Here is a 19,233-nt window from a genome sequence, read left to right as displayed (position 1 = left end):
CCGTCACACTCCTCCCGCTGCTGTAGTCATATCTTCGCGTGAGAGCATCTCGCGGGCCAAAAGCAGGAACACGAGGACGATGCACAGGTATGCCAGGGCCGTCGCCGGGGCAATTCCGGGAGGCCTGAAGGTGAGCCTGACCACCGATACCCCCGCCGGCACCACAACGGCCTTGAAATTCTTCAGGGCCCTGAATATCATGGCATCCTTGCCGTTCACCGTCGCCTTCCAGTAGGGATGATACCCGTCACGAATGAACAGCAGGGCCGTCCCGTCCGTGCTGACATTCAGGTTTACCGACGAATAGGTCCTGTTCTCCTCCACCTTCCCGTCAGCAAACACTGCGGCCCTTTCAGGCCCGGGGTCCAGCCGCCGGTCCGATACCGATGCCATCTCTGGAACCTCTCTCTCCAGAGCCAGCGAACTGCCACGTGTCGCTTTTTCGAAATCGGTCTTCGAAACATCCTTCGAGACATGGGCATTTCCAAACAAGGCATAACGAGGCAGTTTATCCAATGTGATCCCTTTCTGCTGCAGATCCATGAGGGAGGACAGCGACAGTGTCGTATCGGCCTGTCCGTTGGCAACCCGGAAGGAAACGCCGATCCTGTCCGGGTTCTGGGCGTCGAAGCGCGAAGCCGCCCCCATCCTGGGGAAATGCGGATTCATCACCTGCCTGACATGCATGTGCGCCATCGTAGACACATCACACAGGACAAGCACCAGGAACATCCCTGTGATCGCATTCCTGTAGACATCGTCCTGTCCCCTTCTGAGCCAGAGAAGCACGATGACTGAACAAAATGTCATGAGCGCCCAGAATCCCATAAGAAAACCCAGGATCACAGGATTGTCCTTGCTCAGAAGCAGATAGATCAGGAACGAGACCGCCACGGACGCGATGAGCGTGAGCAAGGTCTTCCTGTAGAGATCGGTGCCTTTCAGCAGCGCCTCCAGTCCCATGCCCGCCCCCAGCACCAGCAGGACAAAACCACCGCTCCGGTAGAGCACGTCGTTGAAATGGCTGTTCTTCGTCAGAGGCGTATTCAGATTGAGGACCATAAGGAACAGGGGGCTATAATTGGCGACCATGACGACCCCGAAGAAAAGGATCAGCAAAATGAGGATCCTTAGCCTCCAATCGGACCTACCGTGGAGAAGACCGATGATGAGAAGGGGGATCGTCATCAACCCGAGATAGATATATCCCATGTACCCGCTCCCCACCACAACGGGATAATTGACGTAGGGTCCCTTACCGGTGTTCCTGCCGAAAAATCCCACTCCCGGAGTGCTCGACATAAGCGCCTCCAGAGGGTTCCCCGGCGAACCTTCCATATGCAGATACCTGTTGTCTTTCTCGGCGTACGTGGTCGTCCGGACGATGTCACCCTTCTGCAGGAGGGTCAGGAACGGAGGGGACAGGCAGACAATGACGAGCACAGCGACCACCGCCCACTTCCATTTTGAAACGCTCTTGAAGGTTTCCGATATCCTTGTCCTTGACCCGCGCGGGACCATCATCACGAAGAAAAGGGCGGAAAGAAAGAGGAGGTTCCAGATGATCAAAGCGTAGTTGATCGTAACGGCAAAGACGAGAAGCATGAGGACGAAGATCAGGAAACTCCTGTTCCCCGGTTTTTCAACAAACTGGATATATGAGGCCCCGAGCAGCAAGCCGTAGGCGGCGGCCTCCAGCAGACCGAGGTCACCGAGGTTGAGGAGCACACCCGGGGAAAATGCGGTGACTATCGCTACGAACAGTATGGCCGTCGTGGATGTGAGGATCCTTCTCGCGAAGAACCAGACCGACAGCGAGAATACGAAGGGCACTATAGCCCCGAAATACCAGATGTAAACGGGCATAATGTTGGTGACGTAAATGCCGAGCCTGCCGAGGGCCCAGAAGACCGCCGCGAGCGTGATGAACACGGGACTCAGGCAGTTCACATTGCCCAGGATGGAGTAGAAATAACCCGGGAACCCGAATTGATTGTGCGGGAACCACCAGGCGGGCGTGCCGAAGTAGTTCAACGATTGGAGATTGTCGTGAAAGAGACTGTAAAAGGACACGTTGTCATGAAAGGGAAAACCATCGAGAAAGAAATAGCCGCAAAGGGACTGAAAGCTGAAGGCCGTGAGAACGACGATCGCGTAATACTGCTTCAGCGTCGAAGAGACAACGTCTTCCCTGGCGCGGGAGCGAGCGAGGAAGGCCAGACCGACAGCCTTTCCAATGCAAAGGAACGCAACGGTGACCAGCAAAATCGTCAGGAAAGGTATCGTCCCGGGCGGAGATGACAGGACGATCCCGCCGACCATGAGTACAAGGCCCGCTGCCAGGCATATGATGCTTTTCGTGCTTGCTTTCAAATCAGTCTTTTCAACTCACTTCTGAAACTTAACAGCCCGTTGGTAAAGTGGGCCATCGCGCCCTATTCACACCCGATCGTCAGTCCTTCGCAGTCTCGGTCAGTCATTCCGGCGAAGGCCGGAATGACGTGGAAGCTTTTCCTATCAGCGGTCGGTCCTAGAGACCGTTAAGAAGCTTGCAGAACTGGAGGATCTTCGTTTCTTCCAGATCAGGGTAATTTCCGATGTAGTACCCGAAGAAATGAACGTGGTCGATCTCCGGATATTTCGTATATTCTCCCTCGGGCACGATCCCTGCCAGATATGGCTGCCTCAGCTGATTGCCTCCACCCGAGCTTCCCCTGCGGAACTCGACCCCCGCGCTTCTCATGGCGTCTTCCACCCTTTTGCGCAGTTTCACATCCGGGTTTTTCAGGACAAGGTTAAAGGCGTAGTTGCTGCTGCCCGTGAGGTCGAAGTCGGTCCGGTACTTCTGAGGGTCGAGATTGTCGAGGAACAACCTGAAATTTCTGCTGCGCTTCACGTTATTGTCGTCTAGCCTCTTCAACTGGCTCCTGCCGAGCACCGCCCCTATCTCCGTGTTGCGAACGTTATAGGCCGGATAGGCGAAGATAAAATCAGGCGACAGGTCCGGGTGTTCCCTCGTATATTTCCTTTTGGTCTTTTCGCTGGAGGCCTCCCTGACCATGCCGTGGGACCTCAGCATTCTCACGGTTTCGTAGATATCCTTGTCGTTGGTGCAGACCATGCCGCCCTCGATGGTGCTCATGTGATGGGCAAAATAATATGAGAAATTGGACACCATCCCGAATGAGCCCAGTCTCCGCCCTTTGAAGGTCGCTCCATGGGATTCACACACATCCTCGACGAGGGGGACGTTCTTTTTCTTGAGTTCCTTAAGGAGCTTGTCGCTGAGTCCATTGAAACCCTGCACATGGGTCAGGAAGACCGCCCGTGTTCTCTTGTTCACCTTGCGCAGCACCTCGTCCGTATTCATACAGAGGTTCTTCGGATCTATGTCCACAAACACGGGCTTCAAACCGTTCTGGATGACCGACGCGATATCGGAGACCCATGTCAGCGTGGGAACGATGACCTCTCCCGGTCCGAAGAGGTGCCGCACCGCCGCCATGGTGATGAGGTTGGCGGAAGCCCCGGAGTTGACGAATACACTGTACCGCACACCCAGCCAACGCGACCACTCCGATTCAAAGGCCTGGACGTTGCCTGATTGCGTGAGCCTGGGTCTTTGCCTGAGAAACTCTATGAGGACATCGATGTCCTCATCGGTGATGTTGTTCTCCATCAGGGGCCAGTTCAGCTCCATAGATCAGTCTCCCTTATAATGAACGGTTTTCAAAATGGCCTGCTTGATCTCATTCCTGTCTATATAGAAAGCATCCTCAAGCTCACATGCGGAAGGCGTGGGCACGTCGGGACAGGTGACGCGGGCTATGGGCGCTCTCAGGGAACCATACGCCTTTTCGGCGACCACGGCGGCTATCTCGGACGCCACTCCCCCCGTCCTCCAGCCGCAGTCAACAACGACCAGTCTTCCTGTCTTCGCCACGGAGGCGAGTATGATCTCCTCGTCCAGGGGCCTCAACGTCCGGGGGTCGACTAGCTCCACATCTATCCCCTCCGACTCCAGCTCCTGGGACACACGGAACGAGTCAATAACGAGGTGGGACATCGCGACCACCGTAACATCCCTGCCTTTCCTCCTGATCGCCCCTTTTCCGATGGGCACGTAATACATTTCCTCCGGCACCGGGCCAATCTGCTTGAAGTTGAAACGGTGATCTATTATCACGACTGGATTGTTGTCCCTGACAGCAGAGATGATGAGGCCCTTCGCGTCAAAGCATGTGCTCGGCATGATCAGTTTCAGGCCGGGAACGTGAAAGAAGAAGGCTTGAAGCGCCTGCGAATGCTGGGCAGCCGACCCCCAGCCGCGGCCGATGCAAGCCCACACGACAAGCGGCACAGAAACCCTTCCACCAAACATGTAGTACCACTTCGACGCGTGGTTCACGATCTGATCCATCGCGAGCGTGAGAAAGTCGGGCCTGTTGTGGAAATAGACGGGTCTCATGCCGGCAAGCGCCGCCCCCACGGCTATACCCGTCAGGGCCGTCTCGGATAACGGCGTGTCGAACACCCGGTCCGTCCCGAACTCGACATGAAGGTCTTTGGTCGTTCCAAACATGCCCGCGGGGTCATCAACCCCCTGGCCCATCACGAAAACCCTCCGATCAAGGGCCAGAGACTGCCTCAGGCCCTCACGGACCGCCTCGGAGTACGGTATCCTTCGTCCCTCTTCCCGATGATCCTTCAGGAATTCAGGTTCGTGATCTTCCGGTTTTATCTTTGACCAGGGCATCGCTCACTCGCAGAAAAGGTTCTTTTCAAGATCGCCCGAATCGGGTTTCGGGCTGTTCTTCGCGAAAACAAAAGCTTCTTCTATCTCTCCGGCAACCTCCTGTTCCATGCCGGCAACATCCTCCGGAGACAGGATGCCGCCCTCCACCAGGTCCGTCTTCAGCCTCTCCACGGGACACCGCGACCTCCATGCATCTATCTCCTCCTGGTCGCGATACCCGCTTGCATCCTGCGCTGCGCACCCGGCATGGGGCAGGATACGATACGTGAGGCACTCCAGGAACGAGGGCCCAAGTCCCTTCCTCGCTCTCTCCACGGCCTCGGTCGCCGCCTCGTAGACGGCCAGAGCGTCGTTCCCGTCTATCAGACCCGTAAACAAACGGTCCGGCGGGGCATAATGAAAGATGTTCCTGCCCTCCTGCCGCGCGGAGACACTGGAACACACCGACCACCCGTTGTTCTCCAGGATAAAGATCACGGGCAACCTCTTAAGCACCGCAAAGTTTATGCTCTCATAAAGGACGCCTTCATCCGCGGCCCCATCACCGAAAAAGACGGCACAGACCTGATCCGTCCCTTTCATCTTGATCGCGAGTCCCAGGCCCGTTCCTATGGATATGCATCCCCCGACTATCGAGGAGCTTCCCATGTGACCGACTGAAGTGTCGATGAGATGCATCGACCCGCCGAACCCCTTCGAGCATCCGTCCACCCTTCCGTGCAGTTCGGCGACGAGGGCCTTCAGATCGCCGCCTTTTGCAAGGTAATGCCCGTGGCCCCTGTGATTGCTCGCTATGTAGTCCTCACGTGTGAGGGCGGCACACACACCGGCGGCAATGGCCTCCTGGCCGACGCAAAGATGCACCGGCGTTTTCATCTCGTCCTCAAGATAACGGGACTCAATGCCTTCCTGGACCATCCTGATCCTCAGCATTGTGTGAAGGAGCATCTTTTTTGTCTGCGGAGATATCGTCATCGGAGAAGCTCAGTCCTTTACCGCCCCACCGTTCATGTGCTCGGCTTGTTCCTGTCTTTGTGAATCGCGGTCCTTTTCCACTTCACTGTAATCCTCTTCGGGAGGATCGTAGAGTATTATCTGGCTCCCCTGTGATTCAAAACGGAAAGGCACCAGAATGAGGTCGCTGAGCGCCTTCCTCACCCTCGCCTGCTCCGACACCGGTACGAAGAGCAGGAGAAATCCTCCTCCCCCGGCACCGAGGATCTTGCCCCCGATGGCCCCGTTATCGCGGGCCAGTTCGTAATACCCATCGACAACACCATTCGTGATCTCCGGGCTGATCTGCCTCTTCAGCATCCACGACTCGTGGAGCAGTTCGCCGAACTCATGGACGCTGCCGCTGTATTGAAGGATCTCGATCCCGTCCTTCACCATCGCCTGCATCTTCCTGAGAATGCCTTCCTTTTTCGCGAGATCGTTCACGTAGTTGCTCGCGACATCGGAGGCAGTCCTCGCAATGCCGGTATAAAAGAGCATCAGGTGCGAGTTGAGCTCTTTTTTCCTCGCAGATGTGAGTGTAACGGGTTGCGTCCTTATCCTGCCGCCCTCTCCAAAGATTATCCTGTTGAAACCGCCGTAAGCGGCCGCGATCTGGTCCTGGGATCCGATCGTCTCCTTCACCATGTTCTGCTCTATATGGATGCTCTCCATGGCCAGCTTCTCCTTGCTCACCATGACACCCTTCAGGGCGTAAATGGCATGGAGGAGGCAGACGGTGAAGGAGGAACTGGAGCCCATTCCGCTTCGCGCCGGCAGGTCTCCATCGTAGTGGATCTCGAGTCCCCTGTTGAAGTCCAGAAAGCGCAGGATCTCCCGCGCCGCCGGATGTTGGATCTGCCCGTAGGTCTCGCACAGTTCGATCTTCGAATAGGAAAGGCGGATACGATGGTCGAAGAATGGAGGGAGGTACCTCAGGGTAATGTAGCAGTACTTGTCTATCGTCGTTGACAGAATATCTCCGCCATTCTTCAAATACCACGAGGGGTAGTCGGTCCCTCCCCCGAAGAAGGATATCCTGAACGGTGTCCTGCAAATGATCATAACAATCCTTTCTGTTCTTTAATGGAGCCCCTGCCCGGCAGAACATCTGCCGCCAGGCGGTAGGACTCGGGGGTCCCTATGTCGATGAATCTGCCCGCCCAGCGATAGCCATAGAAGGAATGACCGATCAATCCGGGCAATACATCCCTCTCCAGGGAAACGGTCACGTCGGGAATAATCCCGGCCGCGATCTCTCTCTTCATTATGTAAACTCCGGCGTTGATAAGACCTTCGCCGGTGTCCTCACCTTTTTCCCTGAACGATGTCACCGAACCGTCATCTGCGATGGTCACCCTTCCATAGCGGCTCACATCGTCAACAGACGCGAGCAGCAGCCCCAGGTCCCTCTTCCGCTCATGGAACCACCGGAAGTATGCCGGCAGGTCGACATCAGCATAAGAGTCACCGTTCATAAGGACAAAAACATCGGATCGAACATGCCGAAGCGCGTTCCGTAAAGCACCTGCCGTTCCAAGCGGTCTCTTTTCAGGTGAATGGGTTATCCTCAGCGGACCGTACCCCAACCCTATCTCTCCAAGCACCACGTCGGCCATGTACCCTGTGCACAGGACAACATCCTTTACCCCTGAAAGGACTATCCGGTCAAGGAGAAAGGTTAAGAAAGGTCTTCCGTTCACCTGCGCCAGCACCTTCGGTCTGTCGGACACAACGGAATCGAGCCTCGTTCCCCGCCCGCCCGCAAGGATGACGCACGTGGTCCCATTCATCTCGAGGACCTGCTCAGACATTCGCGAAGGGGTTCACTTTCAATATCCTGTAGACCTTCAAGAGCTCGATGATGCCGTCGTCCAGCGAATGGTCCGGTTTCCAACCCACGGATTCGATCTTGTCGTTGCTCACGATGTAGTCGCGCTTGTCCGGATCCTCTCCCACCGGGGCAGAGTGAATGTAAAAGTCGGGCACGTGTTCCTTGATCTTTTCGCAGAGCTGCCTTTTTGTAAGATTCGCCGAGCTGAGCCCCACATTGAAGGCCTGGCCTTTCATCTGATCGTAGTGAGATATCCCGAAAATGAAGGCCTTGGCCACATCCCTTACATGGATGAAATTCCGTCGAAAATGCTCTTCAAAAAGAATGATGAAGCGGTCCTTGTATGCCCGGTAGGTAAAATCATTCACGAGAAGATCCATCCGCATCCTTGGGCTGGCCCCGAACACCGTCGCGAGGCGGAATGTCACGGCGTTTCCCCTCTCAAGCAGCTCCTTTTCAACGGCGACTTTCGTTATACCATACTCCGAAATAGGATTTAAAGGCGTCTCTTCGGTGCAAAAATCATCCTTCTCACCCACTCCGTACCCGCTGTTCGTATTCGGGAACAGGATCATCTGCGCCGGCGAGATCTTGTTTATGATGTTCATGTGAGCTTCGTAATTCACCAGGTTCGTGAGAGACGGGCTCACCTTGCATGCCGGCGCACCGACAAGGGCGGCAAGGAGGATAATGATATCGTGCTCCGGCACCAGCGTCGACATGAGGCCTTCATTGCAGATGTCCCCCCTGACAAAATCAAAGTTCCGGTTCGGGCAGCAATCGAGGAGTGAACTTTGATTGAACAGCAGCGAATCGACAACGGTGACCTTGTAGCCCTGCTCCAACAGTGCCGGGACCAGTATCGATCCGACATAACCTGCACCGCCTGTCACAAGAATCCTTTCCATCGTCATATTCTCTCCTGATTAATCATTGTGTACGCTGTACTGCCCATCCGATACCTGACACCCCTATTCCTTGCGAGCACGAACACGCAAGGAACCGATCATAGACATCACTCTCCATGGAAGCGAAAAGGGAGGAAATCTCGCTATAAACACGGACAGGCGAAAGCGATGACGTTTGTCAAGAAGCCCCAGGAATTCCTTCATCGCCATCAAATAAGCGAACCATTGTTTGAGAACCACCCTCTCAGACCTGAGGACGACCGAGTAATAGTCTCTGAAGCACCATTCAAGCAAGAGCGACAGGTTGTCCTGGAAATCCTCCTTCAGGGTATCATCCATGAGAACGGCCACGCTCTTCGTAATCAAATCATGTTGTGCCGAAAGGTAGGCATCAAGGTCCGCGCTGGTATACGAAATGGAGTTTGCATGGGTCCGGAAGAATACGAGTGGGACATCGATCAAAACGACGGTCTCACACAGGGCCTACCTGATTGCGAGCAAATTGTCGGAATACGGAGAGAAACCATTGCCCAGTCTCTCCATACCCCCGATCTTCCGCAGGTAGTTCGTGTCAAACAACCCGTAACAGCCTATTACCTTGAAGGAACGCTTCAGGTAACCGTTCAGAAACCTCCTCCCTGAAAGCACAAGAACCCGCGAGGACAAGCCTTCGCTCTCGACCTTGGGAGGTGTTTGCCCAATTGAGTAACCGGTGAAAAGCACCGGCGGAAAGTTCTGGCTCTTGAGCACGGCGTAAGCCAACGCAAGGAACTCGCGCGCGTATGTATCATCGTCAGCGAGCCACGTAAAATAGTGTCCCCGACTCTGCTCCAGTAAATGCCTCATGTTCCCCAGTTCACCGAGATTCTCGGCGTAGTTCAGAAAACGGGCCCTGGGGTCGCTGATACCGAGCAGTTCGTGCGAGATCCTTAGCAAAGGGTAGTCATTCCCGACGATCACCTCGAAATCGGAAAATGACTGGCTGAGGACAGAATCGATACACTCAGAGATGGTCAAGATCTTTCAGACACCCTCCAAGGGTTTTTAAGTGGTTTGGCCGCTTCAAGTTTCATACCGCCTCTCTCGCCTCCGGCAGCGTGGTCAGGTACACTTCGTCGGGCGTCCTGTCGCCAAGACCCTGATGGCGCCGCCGTGAGTTATAGCGTTCAAAGTACATCTTCAGTCCCTGCCTGACATCGGCTATGGAGCCATATGCCTTCAGGTATATGTCCTCGTACTTGACGGTCTTCCAGAGCCTCTCGATGAAGATGTTGTCCATCCAGCGGCCCCTGCCGTCCATGCTGATCCTTATGCCGTTCCGAGAAAGAATGTCCGTAAAGTCGAGGGAAGTGAACTGGGTTCCCTGGTCGGTGTTGAATATGTCCGGTGTTCCGTACCGTGTTATCGCCTCCTCCAGGGCATCGATGCAGAACGAGGGATCGAGCGTGTTGGAGAGCCTCCATGACAGCACCTTCCTGCTTGCCCAGTCCATGACGGCGGTGAGATAGCAGAAGCCCTTCGCTATGGGGATGTAGGTTATGTCCGAGCACCAGACATGGTTCGCATTCGTGATATCAAGCCCCTTCAGGAGATAGGGATAGATCCTGTGCCCCGGGTGGGGCTTCGAGAGGCGGGGCTTTTTGTAGATCGCCTCGATGCCCATCCTGCGCATGAGGGTCCTGACGTGGATCCTTCCGGATATGCAGCCTTTGTTCTTAAGCTCGCTTTTCATGCCCCTCGAACCGAGCCAGGGCATCTCGAGATGGATCTCGTCGATCAGGCGCATGAGTTCCCTGTCCCTGTCGGAGAGAGGGACAGGTGTATAGTAGACGCCTGACCGGGAGAGATCGAGCATCCTGCACTGTGTCGTCACGGGCAGGACATGTTCCCTGTCGATCATCTCTTTCCGCTCGGATCGCCGATGCGCCCGAGCGCTCCTGACAAAAAATCGTTCTCCATGGCAAGTTGCCCTATCTTCGCGTGGAGTTCCTTGATGTCGGGGCTCTTGTTGCCGGTCCCCCTGTCCTTCGAGAAGACATCCGCGGCGTGTTCCAGGAGCTGTTTCTTCCACTCCGTGATGAGGTTCGGGTGGACCTGGTAACGCTGGGACAGTTCAATGATCGTCTCTTCTCCCTTGAGGGCATCCAATGCTACCTTGGCCTTGAATGCCGGCGAGTGGTTCCTTCGTGGTCTCTTTGTCATCTTCGTCTGCTCCTTTCTGTTGTCATTATAGAGCAGCAAAACCACTTAAGTCGATGTCCGAATTTATTGTACCAGCTCTCCCAACCAGCATTTCCGTGCGGTTGTACGTGGTTACCCCAATGGAAAAGAAGGGTGCGGACGTCACGTCACACACCCTACTTCTTCGCCGATCGAACCATGATCATCAGGTCCCGGTCCCCTTTCCACCGATAGCGGGAGATCTCCAGTTCCTCAAAATCAAGGTGCCTGAGGATTCCACGTATCTTTCCAACCGTGTACGCATTCCTGTGAAACTGGCCTTCCCCGTTCTGGCTACCGAAGATCATTGCCATCAGGTAACCCGATCTTAAGAGGTTTCTCAACGAAAAGGGTGTGGGAGCCATGATCCATTATCCCCTGCCTGTTCATCTCCAGCCTGCATATCGGCGTCTTGTTGATGGCCGGTCTTCTCCGGTTGAGTTGTCGGGTAATAACTGCAGCTGGTCCGGCATAAGAAAGACCAGGTCCGCCGCCCGAAACTCCTCCTGCACATCCGCAAAATCGTTGAAAGGCCTATACCGGAAGACTTTCCTGTCGGGAAACTCTCCCGTCAGATATCTTTCGGCTATGTAGAGCGCCGGCGGAATGTCGGCCATGATGTACCGGACCCACGGCATCTTTCGGAGAAAGACGTAAGCGGTACGTCCGTACCCACCGCCAATCTCCGTGATAGTCCCTATATGACCAGTATCTGGAAGTCCTCGCAAAATAGAATGATACTCAAGAACTGAGTTTGCGAGGTCCTGTGAGATTTTTCTTCCATGCAGTTCTATAGCCGGTGGGTTTCCGGCGGCTGGCTCCTCCAGTTCCTGGAGCATCTCTCCTCCAACTGTCCCCCGGGTAAACTCCCACAGAAGATACGTCATCGTGTCGAAGAACGTTGACTGTTCCCTCGTCATGAACTCATGCGAGGGAAGGTTCTGTGCCCTCCTCCTTGCATCGGCAACGAAGTGTCCGGGCAAGTTGGTCGTGAGAAAGACCGCCTGAGGATCTTCCTTCCCCACAACCCACGTGAAGTAGTTAAGAGCAACAGTCTGCTTGAAGTTCTCGTATCCCATATGCAGCAGTTGCACAACATTCTTCCTGCACAGAATCGACCAATAGGCGGATGTGATTGTGGCCTCGCTCCTCCCGATGAAATCAATGAGCATGAGCTTGAGCCTGGGATCCATCCTGCTGTCACCGAGACAGAGATCCCAATCGGGGAGGTCGTCCGGCGGTGCCGGCTGAACGGACTCAGCGCCTCTCAGCCGATGATACAGGCTACTCAACCTTCGGAACATTTCTTCACTCAGCAAGGCGCGTGCCAATTGAGCTACTGATGACTTTAATGACATACGCTCAGGACCTCACCGATCTGAAAACCCTCCGCACCATGCGATGGAGCAGAGCCTCCCACCTTCCGAGACGATCCGAGGCGGCTTCCCGATCCTCTTCAAGGCGGCTGATAATGCCGTTGAGCCTAGCCAACTCCACTGTCTCCAAAAGTCGGATGAAGAGATTCGCACCAATCTGCTCCTCCATAAAACCATCTACCGCCGAGCCTGCCGGCCATATGACGCTGAGGCCATTGTGGATGGGAAAGGTCAGGATCTTCAATGCCAGATCTGTTGCCTGCACAAAATCCTCCGCTGCTGTCAGCACGCCGTTGCGTGGGCCCCCTTCCCTGTCCGCGTTCGCGTAGGGGTAGTTAATCATTCCGGCGACAAGGTCTTGCGACCACGGGGAGACTCCCTCCCAGTGATAAGTATTCACGGCGTCCACGGGAAGGCCCGAAGGGTTGTAATACATATCACGCCTGGCATAAGGCCACCCCGTCGCCCTGAGAAAGATGACGGGAAAAAACGCCCCGAGACGTGCGGCCATTGCTTCGATCCCAAGCAGATCATGGTAAACCGCGTAGTAATTCAGATCGCCCTCGAGCATTACGGCATCAACAGCTCCACCGAGAATCGACAAGGCATCATGACTGGTTCCCTCGAACAGCTCGATTCTGTCCGAACGGTCAACGATCTCCCGCAAAGAGGGTAAGACGGTAGGTTCGACTACGGTCAACCGGCCGGCGTGCAGGGCGCAGTATCCTTCGAGAAGGCGTGTATTATCCCCACGGTACGCCCCAATCTCCAACAGATTGAGGGCATTGCTGCAACGAAGGAGTGGTTCCACAAGATCCGGCCAAAAGAGAGAGAAACCACTGTTCGGATCGACCTGACGAAGAAACTCTACCTCTTCGTCGGAACGTTCATTGAAAGCTGGCGAGAGATACGAAATCATCGGAAACCCTCCATAAACTTGCGTTGAAAATTGTACTGACCCGACTCGACGAAGCGCCGAAGTGATGCAAGTATTTGGCCATGTCGGGACAACGAGAACTTTTCCATGAACCTTGCATAGCTTACCGATCCGTACTGTTGGTAGTAACCGCCTATCTCCTGAATGAAGCTATCGTAATCCTCAAACAACCAATCCTTCACGTTGTGCAGGAACGCCATATAGTAATACTCGTAGACTTCATTAAGGTCTATGTCCAACTTCTGGGCGGGAAGGTTCATAAGCATATCTCTGTACTCCTCAATCGAACGGGGATGTTTGTTGAAGGAATAGCGAATACGCGGGTTGCACAAAGATGCGTTAATGACGGGAATCCCGAGTGCGGCGTATTCGAACCCTATGGTCCCGTACACAGTGAGCCCGAAATTGATCCCTTCTTCCACTAGCTGAAGGTGGGACGTGTCGGAAGGTATCATTCTGAACCTCGGATACTTGCTTATGAACTCCTCTATGATAGGGATATTCCCCGGAAGAAAATCAGGATGCGTCTTGATGTACCATTCGTAATCGGTAATCTCCGATATGTCACCAAGGAAATAAAGCCATTCGTAAAAGTCAGGGAAGAGATTTACTCCGAAAGGGTGTGGACTATCGAAGAAGCAATGGGTGGCGACGAGTATCTTCGTCTTCGTGCCCTCGTTCAGCACCCGGTTTCTCCCGACCTTGCCGTAGGCCGATTTGGTGGAATAGTGCATGTCCACACCCACCTCACCGGAAAACCTTTTCTCCAGCCGCTCCTTTGCCAGATGGAGACCCTCCTCGCGCATCTCCTCCGGCAGTTCACGGAACTGCTCCGGATAGTAGAAGAACTCGTCATAGGCCCAAAGATCTTTTTCGGTCAGGTAATGCAGGTGGGTGGCGTTCGCATGATAGACGGGTATCTTACGTTGAACGGCCAGCCTCGTAACGATCCCCGAGGCAACATAAACGGTATGGGTAACGATCACACACCGGACATCGTGGGTGTCCAGATAATCGCGCCAGAAGACGTAGAATCCTATGGCACTTTTCAGCGACTCGTGAAAGCGCGGGTCCTCGAGAAGGACAGTGGGTACCTTGTATCGCATGCAGTGTGAATCGTAGAGGAGGTCTCCGATCCACACTCTCTCCAGACGGAGATCCTCGACGTCGCGCTTGGACCTCAAAGACGACAGGGCCTCAGCGAACAGGTGCTCCATCTCCCTCCGCTGGGAGGGTCTTAATTCGTGGTAGAGACACTCCGAGACATTGAACGACCGGTAGATCCTGTTGACTTTCCTGTTTGACCACTCGGTGATCATGTTTCTGCGACCTGCTGAGTACGCCACTATCCTGGTATGGTGGAGCATGGCCAACAAGTTCGCCAGGTAGCTGAAGGCGATGATGCTGGTCGACATCCTCGTCAATTCGAGAAGGATCTCACCGCCGTCGCGCTCTGCAGGATAGCCTTCCCAGACCTTCTCGTTATGCCTGATGAACGCCTTTTCCCTCTCGTCGAGACGGTCGGCGCCCAACACTGCCCTTGCGATATTCATGACCTTTCTCACGTTCGCCAGACCCTGTTTAATCATTTCTGTCCCATTTCCCGGCGTTTTCTGAACAGTGCCGAATGTATGACGTCGACCTCGACCCCGTCCAGTAGGGCCTGGCGTATGCGACGGCCGTCATCGGTCATTCCCGACTTCTCCATAATACTGAGCATCCCCTTGTTGGCGGCAAGCGTTCCAGCCGTCACCTTTCGGATACCGGCCTCGTCGAGCAAATAGCCGCATATCGCCCTCCAAGCCTCGAGCCCGTAACCCTTTCCCCACAAGGCACGCTCGCCGATCAGGATACCCACGTCGGCCACTGAATTCATCCTGTCCACATAGGCGTTTATGTTTCCGATGTGCCCCACCACGGGATCGAGTCCCACGATCGCCCAGAAAAAGTTGGGTGTGCCTGCGAATGACAGCCAGTACTGCCTGCACGAATCGAGGGTGTGCTTTCTGTGCCGTTGCTCACTGTACCGGACGACCTCGGGGTCATTGAGCCAGCCTGCATAACGTGGCGTCAGGTGCTTTTCAGAGAAGGGTTCGATACTGAGCCGTCCCGTCTCGATGATCCTTGACTCCGCCATCACACCATCCAGGCCCTTGTCATCGACGAACCTTGACGTGGTCTATTCACAACAAGGTTCTCTATAAACGCGGCTGTCCTGCCGAGAGGCCCGTAGGGGAACCTGGTCTCGATAAGAGTCACAGAATTACTTTCTCTTTCCTTCAACGACCTGGACAACACCTCACGGCGCTCTTTTCGCATCGGAATTCCCGCTGTAATGCCTGCCCTGACGGAAGGCATTAGCGTTGTTCCTCTCTCACGTCTTTTCGGGAAGCGCTTGACCGCTTCATCATTTGCTTCACCGGACGCCGTATCCATCGCGGAAGGGATCTCCAGACCCTGCCCAGGAGCATCACGCCCTCGGCTCGGACGAATTCGGCAAAGGACTCCAATGAAGCACCCGCTCTTTCACAACCTGAGAACACATCCGTACTGTAGATGGTTCTCTGCAGCATCAATTCCCTGTCCACGTAGGGAAACAGTATCTCGAATTTGTTCTCTATACCCAATGTCCGAGCAATATTCTTTATGCTTGTCGACGCCCCGCCCCAGCGTTTCGTCATAAGCGGCCTCGCTATCGTGACGAAGTCACCGTACAGGCACATACTGGAAAGCAGTATGTGGTCGATCGTTATCTTGTTTTGCAGCGGCATGGACCTCTCAAGGACATTGCGCCGGTACAGTCCATAAAACAGGCCTCCGACATACTTCCCCGCGTGTATGATCGACTTGTACTGCCTGAAGCGTTCGCGGGGAGATAATCCGGCCGTTGACAGACCGGTGTCGACGACAATGACCACATCGGTCAGTGGATCGATACACCTGCACAGGGTACCGGCAAGGACAACCTTTGCATCCTTTTCCAGCGCCTCGACACAAACCCGCAGGTATTCGGGCTCCCAATAGTCGTCATGTGCCGCCCACATGTAATACTTCCCTGAAGATAACTCGAAGACACGATTGTAATTCCAGACAGGCCCCATGTTCCGTTCATTGCGAAAATACCTGACCCGGGGGTCCCGGGAAACATATGACCGGCATAGGTCACCCGTTCCGTCCGTCGAGGAATTGTCCGAAATGATAAGCTCGAGATCACCGAAATCCTGTGACAGGATCGAATCGATCGCATGCGCCAGATATGCCTCGCCATTAAAGACAGGCAGCCCGACGCTCACGACCGGTGCACGGTTTGTCTTACCGTCGGGCATTGACCTGTGACGCGCCTTTCCCGGTCATAGCTTTCTCAGCCATGCCCCCGGCCAGTGGGTTATGTTCCGATCGAGAGCGCTTTCGTTGAAAGTCCAGGGAGGCTGCTCCAGCACAAAGTCGGAACGGGTCGCCAGGAAATCCCGGGCCGCCTCGAAGGGGTTATCGAAGGACCACTCCTTGCTGCCCCTGGGTACATCATGGAGGTCTTTCATTATGCCATCGGTCGCCACGATATATGACCCCGGGGACACGATGTCGCAATAAGCCTTCAACTCCGCGAGCACATGTCCCTTCGTATGGTTGGAATCGAGGATGACAAGAACCCTCTCATCCTTCCCTATACCGCCCTTTACCAGGGAAACGATCCCGGGATCGATCGAGCTTCCCTCGACCAGGGTGATGTAGGAGAACAGTTCGTGGTCTTCGATCGCCTTCCTATTGTGGGGACGGATTTCAATGTCGATCCCCACGACCCTGCCTTTACCCATCGCCTTACAAAGGCTGGCATAGAAGATCAGGGAACCTCCATGGGCCACACCCGTCTCGACTATCACATCGGGCTTTATCCTGTAAATGACCTCCTGGACCCTCATGACGTCTTCGGGAAGCTGAATTATGGGCCGGCCCATCCAGGAGAACGTGTACTCGTGCTTCAGACTCCACCCCAACCGGACCCACTGCATGCTCAGAAGCTCGAATGCCTCTTTCGAGTAGAGGTCGTAGATCGCCTCGTTGCCTGCATCGTCATATCGGACCAGCCTTTGCTCCGTCGTATCGATCAATAATCTCATATCCCCTCAGCAGATCAGATGAATGTTTATATGATTCTCCAGCAGCATGGCGCGTATTTCATCGTGATAGTTGGGGTTCATCAGGATGGCGCTCCTGACGTTCCTCTCCGGAAGATCTCTCCAGTCGACTATGGGATGCCCTGTACCGGGAACGTATCCACCCTGTTTTCCCGGGTTTATATCCACGACACAATCTATGAGCGTCACGTCAGGGTCCACGAGATTGGCCAGTGTAACACCCTTCGCGCCCGCCCCCCATAATGCGACCCTGCCCTTCCCGACAAGCTCCTCGATCTTATTTCTCCAGCTTTCGATCACACCCTGCTCGGCCTTTCGGAACTTTCCCGCCAGATCGGGCACCGCGCCCGGGTCGCAGGGCACGTCCGCGCCGACGGACCCGTCGGTGGCCTCGGCCCACAGATACTGTCCGTTGAACGTGTGCCTCAGTTCCTTCACCTCAAAACCCGCTCGCCGCAGGGCAAACCCTAACGACCCCGCCGTGAAGAGAGAGCAATGCTCGTAGAAGAAGTCCCATATTACCCTGTTATGGAGTATCCATTCCACACAGGGCGTCTCGAACACTATGAGGGGATGCTCGGCGGCTCCAATGGCAGCCCGGATCGCCCCGAGAAGCGTCATGGGTTCCGGCACATGCTCGATGACATGGCGGCAGATCACGACGTCGGCCCCGATCTCTCCCTCGTCGGGACCGTAGAAGCACCGCCTGAACTGGAGGCGTCCATCGCACAGGACCTCTTCTCCCTCGTAGCTCGGATCAAAACCATATCCCGTGTTCCCGGCATCAAGCGCTATGAGCCTCTTCAGGAAATCGCCCTTGCCGCAACCCACCTCCACGATCCTCTTGTTCCGCACGCCCTTCTCGTTCACCAGATACCGGGCAAGATCATCTACGTATCCCGCAAAGCAGGCGGAGCACGATTGCCTGTTATCGTAGGTCTCGCCGTACCGCATACGCGATCCCTCATAGGACCCGTTGAACACAAACCCACAGGCCCCGCAGAAATACATGGCGAGACTTCCCCGCTGTGAGTCTTTCGCGACCGCCATATCCCGCACGACCAGGTTCTGATGGACGGGAACACCTTCCCTCAGCAGGAAAAGCTCGGTAAGCGACCCCCCGCAGACAGGGCATGTACCCCTTACTTCCGTCCCCGTCATGGCCTTCCGCCCTCACCTGCGTTGAGCCACCGGATCGTCCTGTCTATGCCTTCATCGAGCGTGAAGCCGGGCGTGAAGCCCACCTCCTCCGACAATCGCCGGGTATCGCCAAAGACAACGGGCGCCTCATCCTTCGGCGACGGGATAGCGCCGAGCCGGATCAGTTCCCTTTTGCCCAGGGCATCGGCTATCCTGAAGATGATGTCCCTCACCCGCAGAGGGTCCCCGGACGCAATATTCACGGCTCCCTTCACATCGCTTTCCAGGATGCCGACAAAGGCACGCGCCACATCCTCCACATAGAGGTAGTCCCGTATCTGATTCCCGTGGGAGCAGTTCGCGTTCTCCCCGCGCAGAAGGTTTCGGATCACCGAGGACACTAGCCGCTCCGGCGCCTCGCGCGGCCCGTAGAGAAAGAACACGCGCCCCCAGGCGGCGCTGAGACCAGTCTCCTCGCAAAACGCCTTCAACAAGCCCCGCAATGCATTCTTGCATGTGCCGTAAAGGGACTGAGGGCCAAGAGGGGTCATGGATTCCGAGCAATACCCGTATCGCCAATCGTATTCCGCACAGGTACCGGCCATGACCGCACGCCGGCCTCCGTTGTCGCAAAAAGCGTTCATAAGGTTTATCCCGCTCTCGACCCACCTGAAATTCTCCCGTGATGTCCAGTATTCACCGGGCTTAGCGTACCACGCGAGGTGAAGCAGATGCGTGGGCGCAACCGAAGACATCAATCTCCCGACTTCCGCCTGGTCCAGAAGGTCCACCGTGTGCACCGACACATCTTTCGGCGGATCAGTCCAGGGACCCAGGTCCACGCAATGTACCTCGTAACCCTTCGATCTCAGGATGTCGAGACAATGGGACCCGATAAAACCTCCCGCACCGGTCAGGAGTATCTTCATACGG

17 protein-coding genes and 1 pseudogene are annotated in these 19,233 nt (G+C 55.3%); all 18 read right to left on the bottom strand.

The window, feature by feature from the left end; genetic code table 11:
- Positions 1-3: 3 nt before the first annotated feature.
- The 18 genes and pseudogenes from GXX82_11740 to GXX82_11655 all read right to left on the bottom strand — a co-directional run bounded on the left by GXX82_11740 (position 4) and on the right by GXX82_11655 (position 19,229).
- A complete protein-coding gene (locus GXX82_11740) occupies positions 4-2,373 on the bottom strand; it encodes a hypothetical protein (protein ID NLT23709.1) in 2,370 nt (789 codons plus the stop codon).
- Positions 2,374-2,530: 157 nt separating this feature from the next.
- Positions 2,531-3,700, bottom strand: a complete 1,170-nt coding sequence (locus GXX82_11735; GenBank protein ID NLT23708.1) for a DegT/DnrJ/EryC1/StrS aminotransferase family protein — start codon at positions 3,698-3,700, stop codon at positions 2,531-2,533.
- A 3-nt stretch (positions 3,701-3,703) separates the two neighbouring features.
- Entirely contained in the window at positions 3,704-4,756 is a 1,053-nt protein-coding gene (locus tag GXX82_11730) for an alpha-ketoacid dehydrogenase subunit beta (protein NLT23707.1), read from the bottom strand.
- 3 nt (positions 4,757-4,759) lie between these two features.
- Complete coding sequence (locus GXX82_11725) at positions 4,760-5,731, bottom strand: thiamine pyrophosphate-dependent dehydrogenase E1 component subunit alpha (protein NLT23706.1); 972 nt, start codon at positions 5,729-5,731, stop codon at positions 4,760-4,762.
- A 9-nt stretch (positions 5,732-5,740) separates the two neighbouring features.
- A complete protein-coding gene (locus tag GXX82_11720) occupies positions 5,741-6,814 on the bottom strand; it encodes a kinase (protein ID NLT23705.1) in 1,074 nt (357 codons plus the stop codon).
- Positions 6,811-7,542: an NTP transferase domain-containing protein gene (locus GXX82_11715; protein ID NLT23704.1), complete on the bottom strand. Its 732-nt coding sequence runs from the start codon at positions 7,540-7,542 to the stop codon at positions 6,811-6,813. The genes GXX82_11720 and GXX82_11715 overlap by 4 nt, the downstream gene beginning before the upstream one ends.
- Before the next feature lie 13 nt (positions 7,543-7,555).
- Complete coding sequence (locus GXX82_11710) at positions 7,556-8,497, bottom strand: NAD(P)-dependent oxidoreductase (protein NLT23703.1); 942 nt, start codon at positions 8,495-8,497, stop codon at positions 7,556-7,558.
- A gap of 477 nt (positions 8,498-8,974) precedes the next feature.
- On the bottom strand, positions 8,975-9,508 hold the full coding sequence (locus GXX82_11705) for a glycosyltransferase family 2 protein (protein NLT23702.1): 534 nt from the start codon (positions 9,506-9,508) through the stop codon (positions 8,975-8,977).
- Positions 9,509-9,560: 52 nt separating this feature from the next.
- Positions 9,561-10,693 (bottom strand): annotated as a pseudogene (locus GXX82_11700) (IS3 family transposase).
- A gap of 155 nt (positions 10,694-10,848) precedes the next feature.
- Positions 10,849-11,076 carry a hypothetical protein gene (locus GXX82_11695; protein ID NLT23701.1) on the bottom strand — a complete coding sequence of 76 codons (228 nt, stop codon included), beginning with the start codon at positions 11,074-11,076 and terminating at the stop codon, positions 10,849-10,851.
- Positions 11,077-11,097: 21 nt separating this feature from the next.
- Complete coding sequence (locus GXX82_11690; protein NLT23700.1) at positions 11,098-11,904, bottom strand: putative sugar O-methyltransferase; 807 nt, start codon at positions 11,902-11,904, stop codon at positions 11,098-11,100.
- A gap of 169 nt (positions 11,905-12,073) precedes the next feature.
- Positions 12,074-13,006, bottom strand: coding sequence for a class I SAM-dependent methyltransferase (locus tag GXX82_11685; GenBank protein ID NLT23699.1), 933 nt, complete (start codon positions 13,004-13,006; stop codon positions 12,074-12,076).
- Positions 13,003-14,613 carry a hypothetical protein gene (locus GXX82_11680; protein NLT23698.1) on the bottom strand — a complete coding sequence of 537 codons (1,611 nt, stop codon included), beginning with the start codon at positions 14,611-14,613 and terminating at the stop codon, positions 13,003-13,005. Before GXX82_11680 ends, GXX82_11685 begins: the two co-directional genes overlap by 4 nt.
- The gene (locus tag GXX82_11675) at positions 14,610-15,161 is read right to left on the bottom strand and encodes a GNAT family N-acetyltransferase (GenBank protein NLT23697.1); all 552 of its coding nucleotides are present in this window, start codon (positions 15,159-15,161) and stop codon (positions 14,610-14,612) included. Before GXX82_11675 ends, GXX82_11680 begins: the two co-directional genes overlap by 4 nt.
- Positions 15,162-15,381: 220 nt before the next feature.
- Entirely contained in the window at positions 15,382-16,350 is a 969-nt protein-coding gene (locus GXX82_11670) for a glycosyltransferase family 2 protein (protein NLT23696.1), read from the bottom strand.
- Positions 16,351-16,374: 24 nt separating this feature from the next.
- The gene (locus tag GXX82_11665; protein ID NLT23695.1) at positions 16,375-17,142 is read right to left on the bottom strand and encodes a hydroxylase; all 768 of its coding nucleotides are present in this window, start codon (positions 17,140-17,142) and stop codon (positions 16,375-16,377) included.
- 6 nt (positions 17,143-17,148) lie between these two features.
- Positions 17,149-18,321: a methyltransferase domain-containing protein gene (locus tag GXX82_11660; protein ID NLT23694.1), complete on the bottom strand. Its 1,173-nt coding sequence runs from the start codon at positions 18,319-18,321 to the stop codon at positions 17,149-17,151.
- A complete protein-coding gene (locus GXX82_11655; protein ID NLT23693.1) occupies positions 18,318-19,229 on the bottom strand; it encodes an NAD(P)-dependent oxidoreductase in 912 nt (303 codons plus the stop codon). The genes GXX82_11660 and GXX82_11655 overlap by 4 nt, the downstream gene beginning before the upstream one ends.
- Positions 19,230-19,233 lie beyond the last annotated feature (4 nt).

It is taken from the genome of Syntrophorhabdus sp. (assembly GCA_012719415.1).
GTDB lineage: Bacteria > Desulfobacterota > Syntrophorhabdia > Syntrophorhabdales > Syntrophorhabdaceae > Delta-02.
Note: the sequence above shows the minus strand (reverse complement) of the source record. Positions and strands in the feature narration are given on the sequence as shown.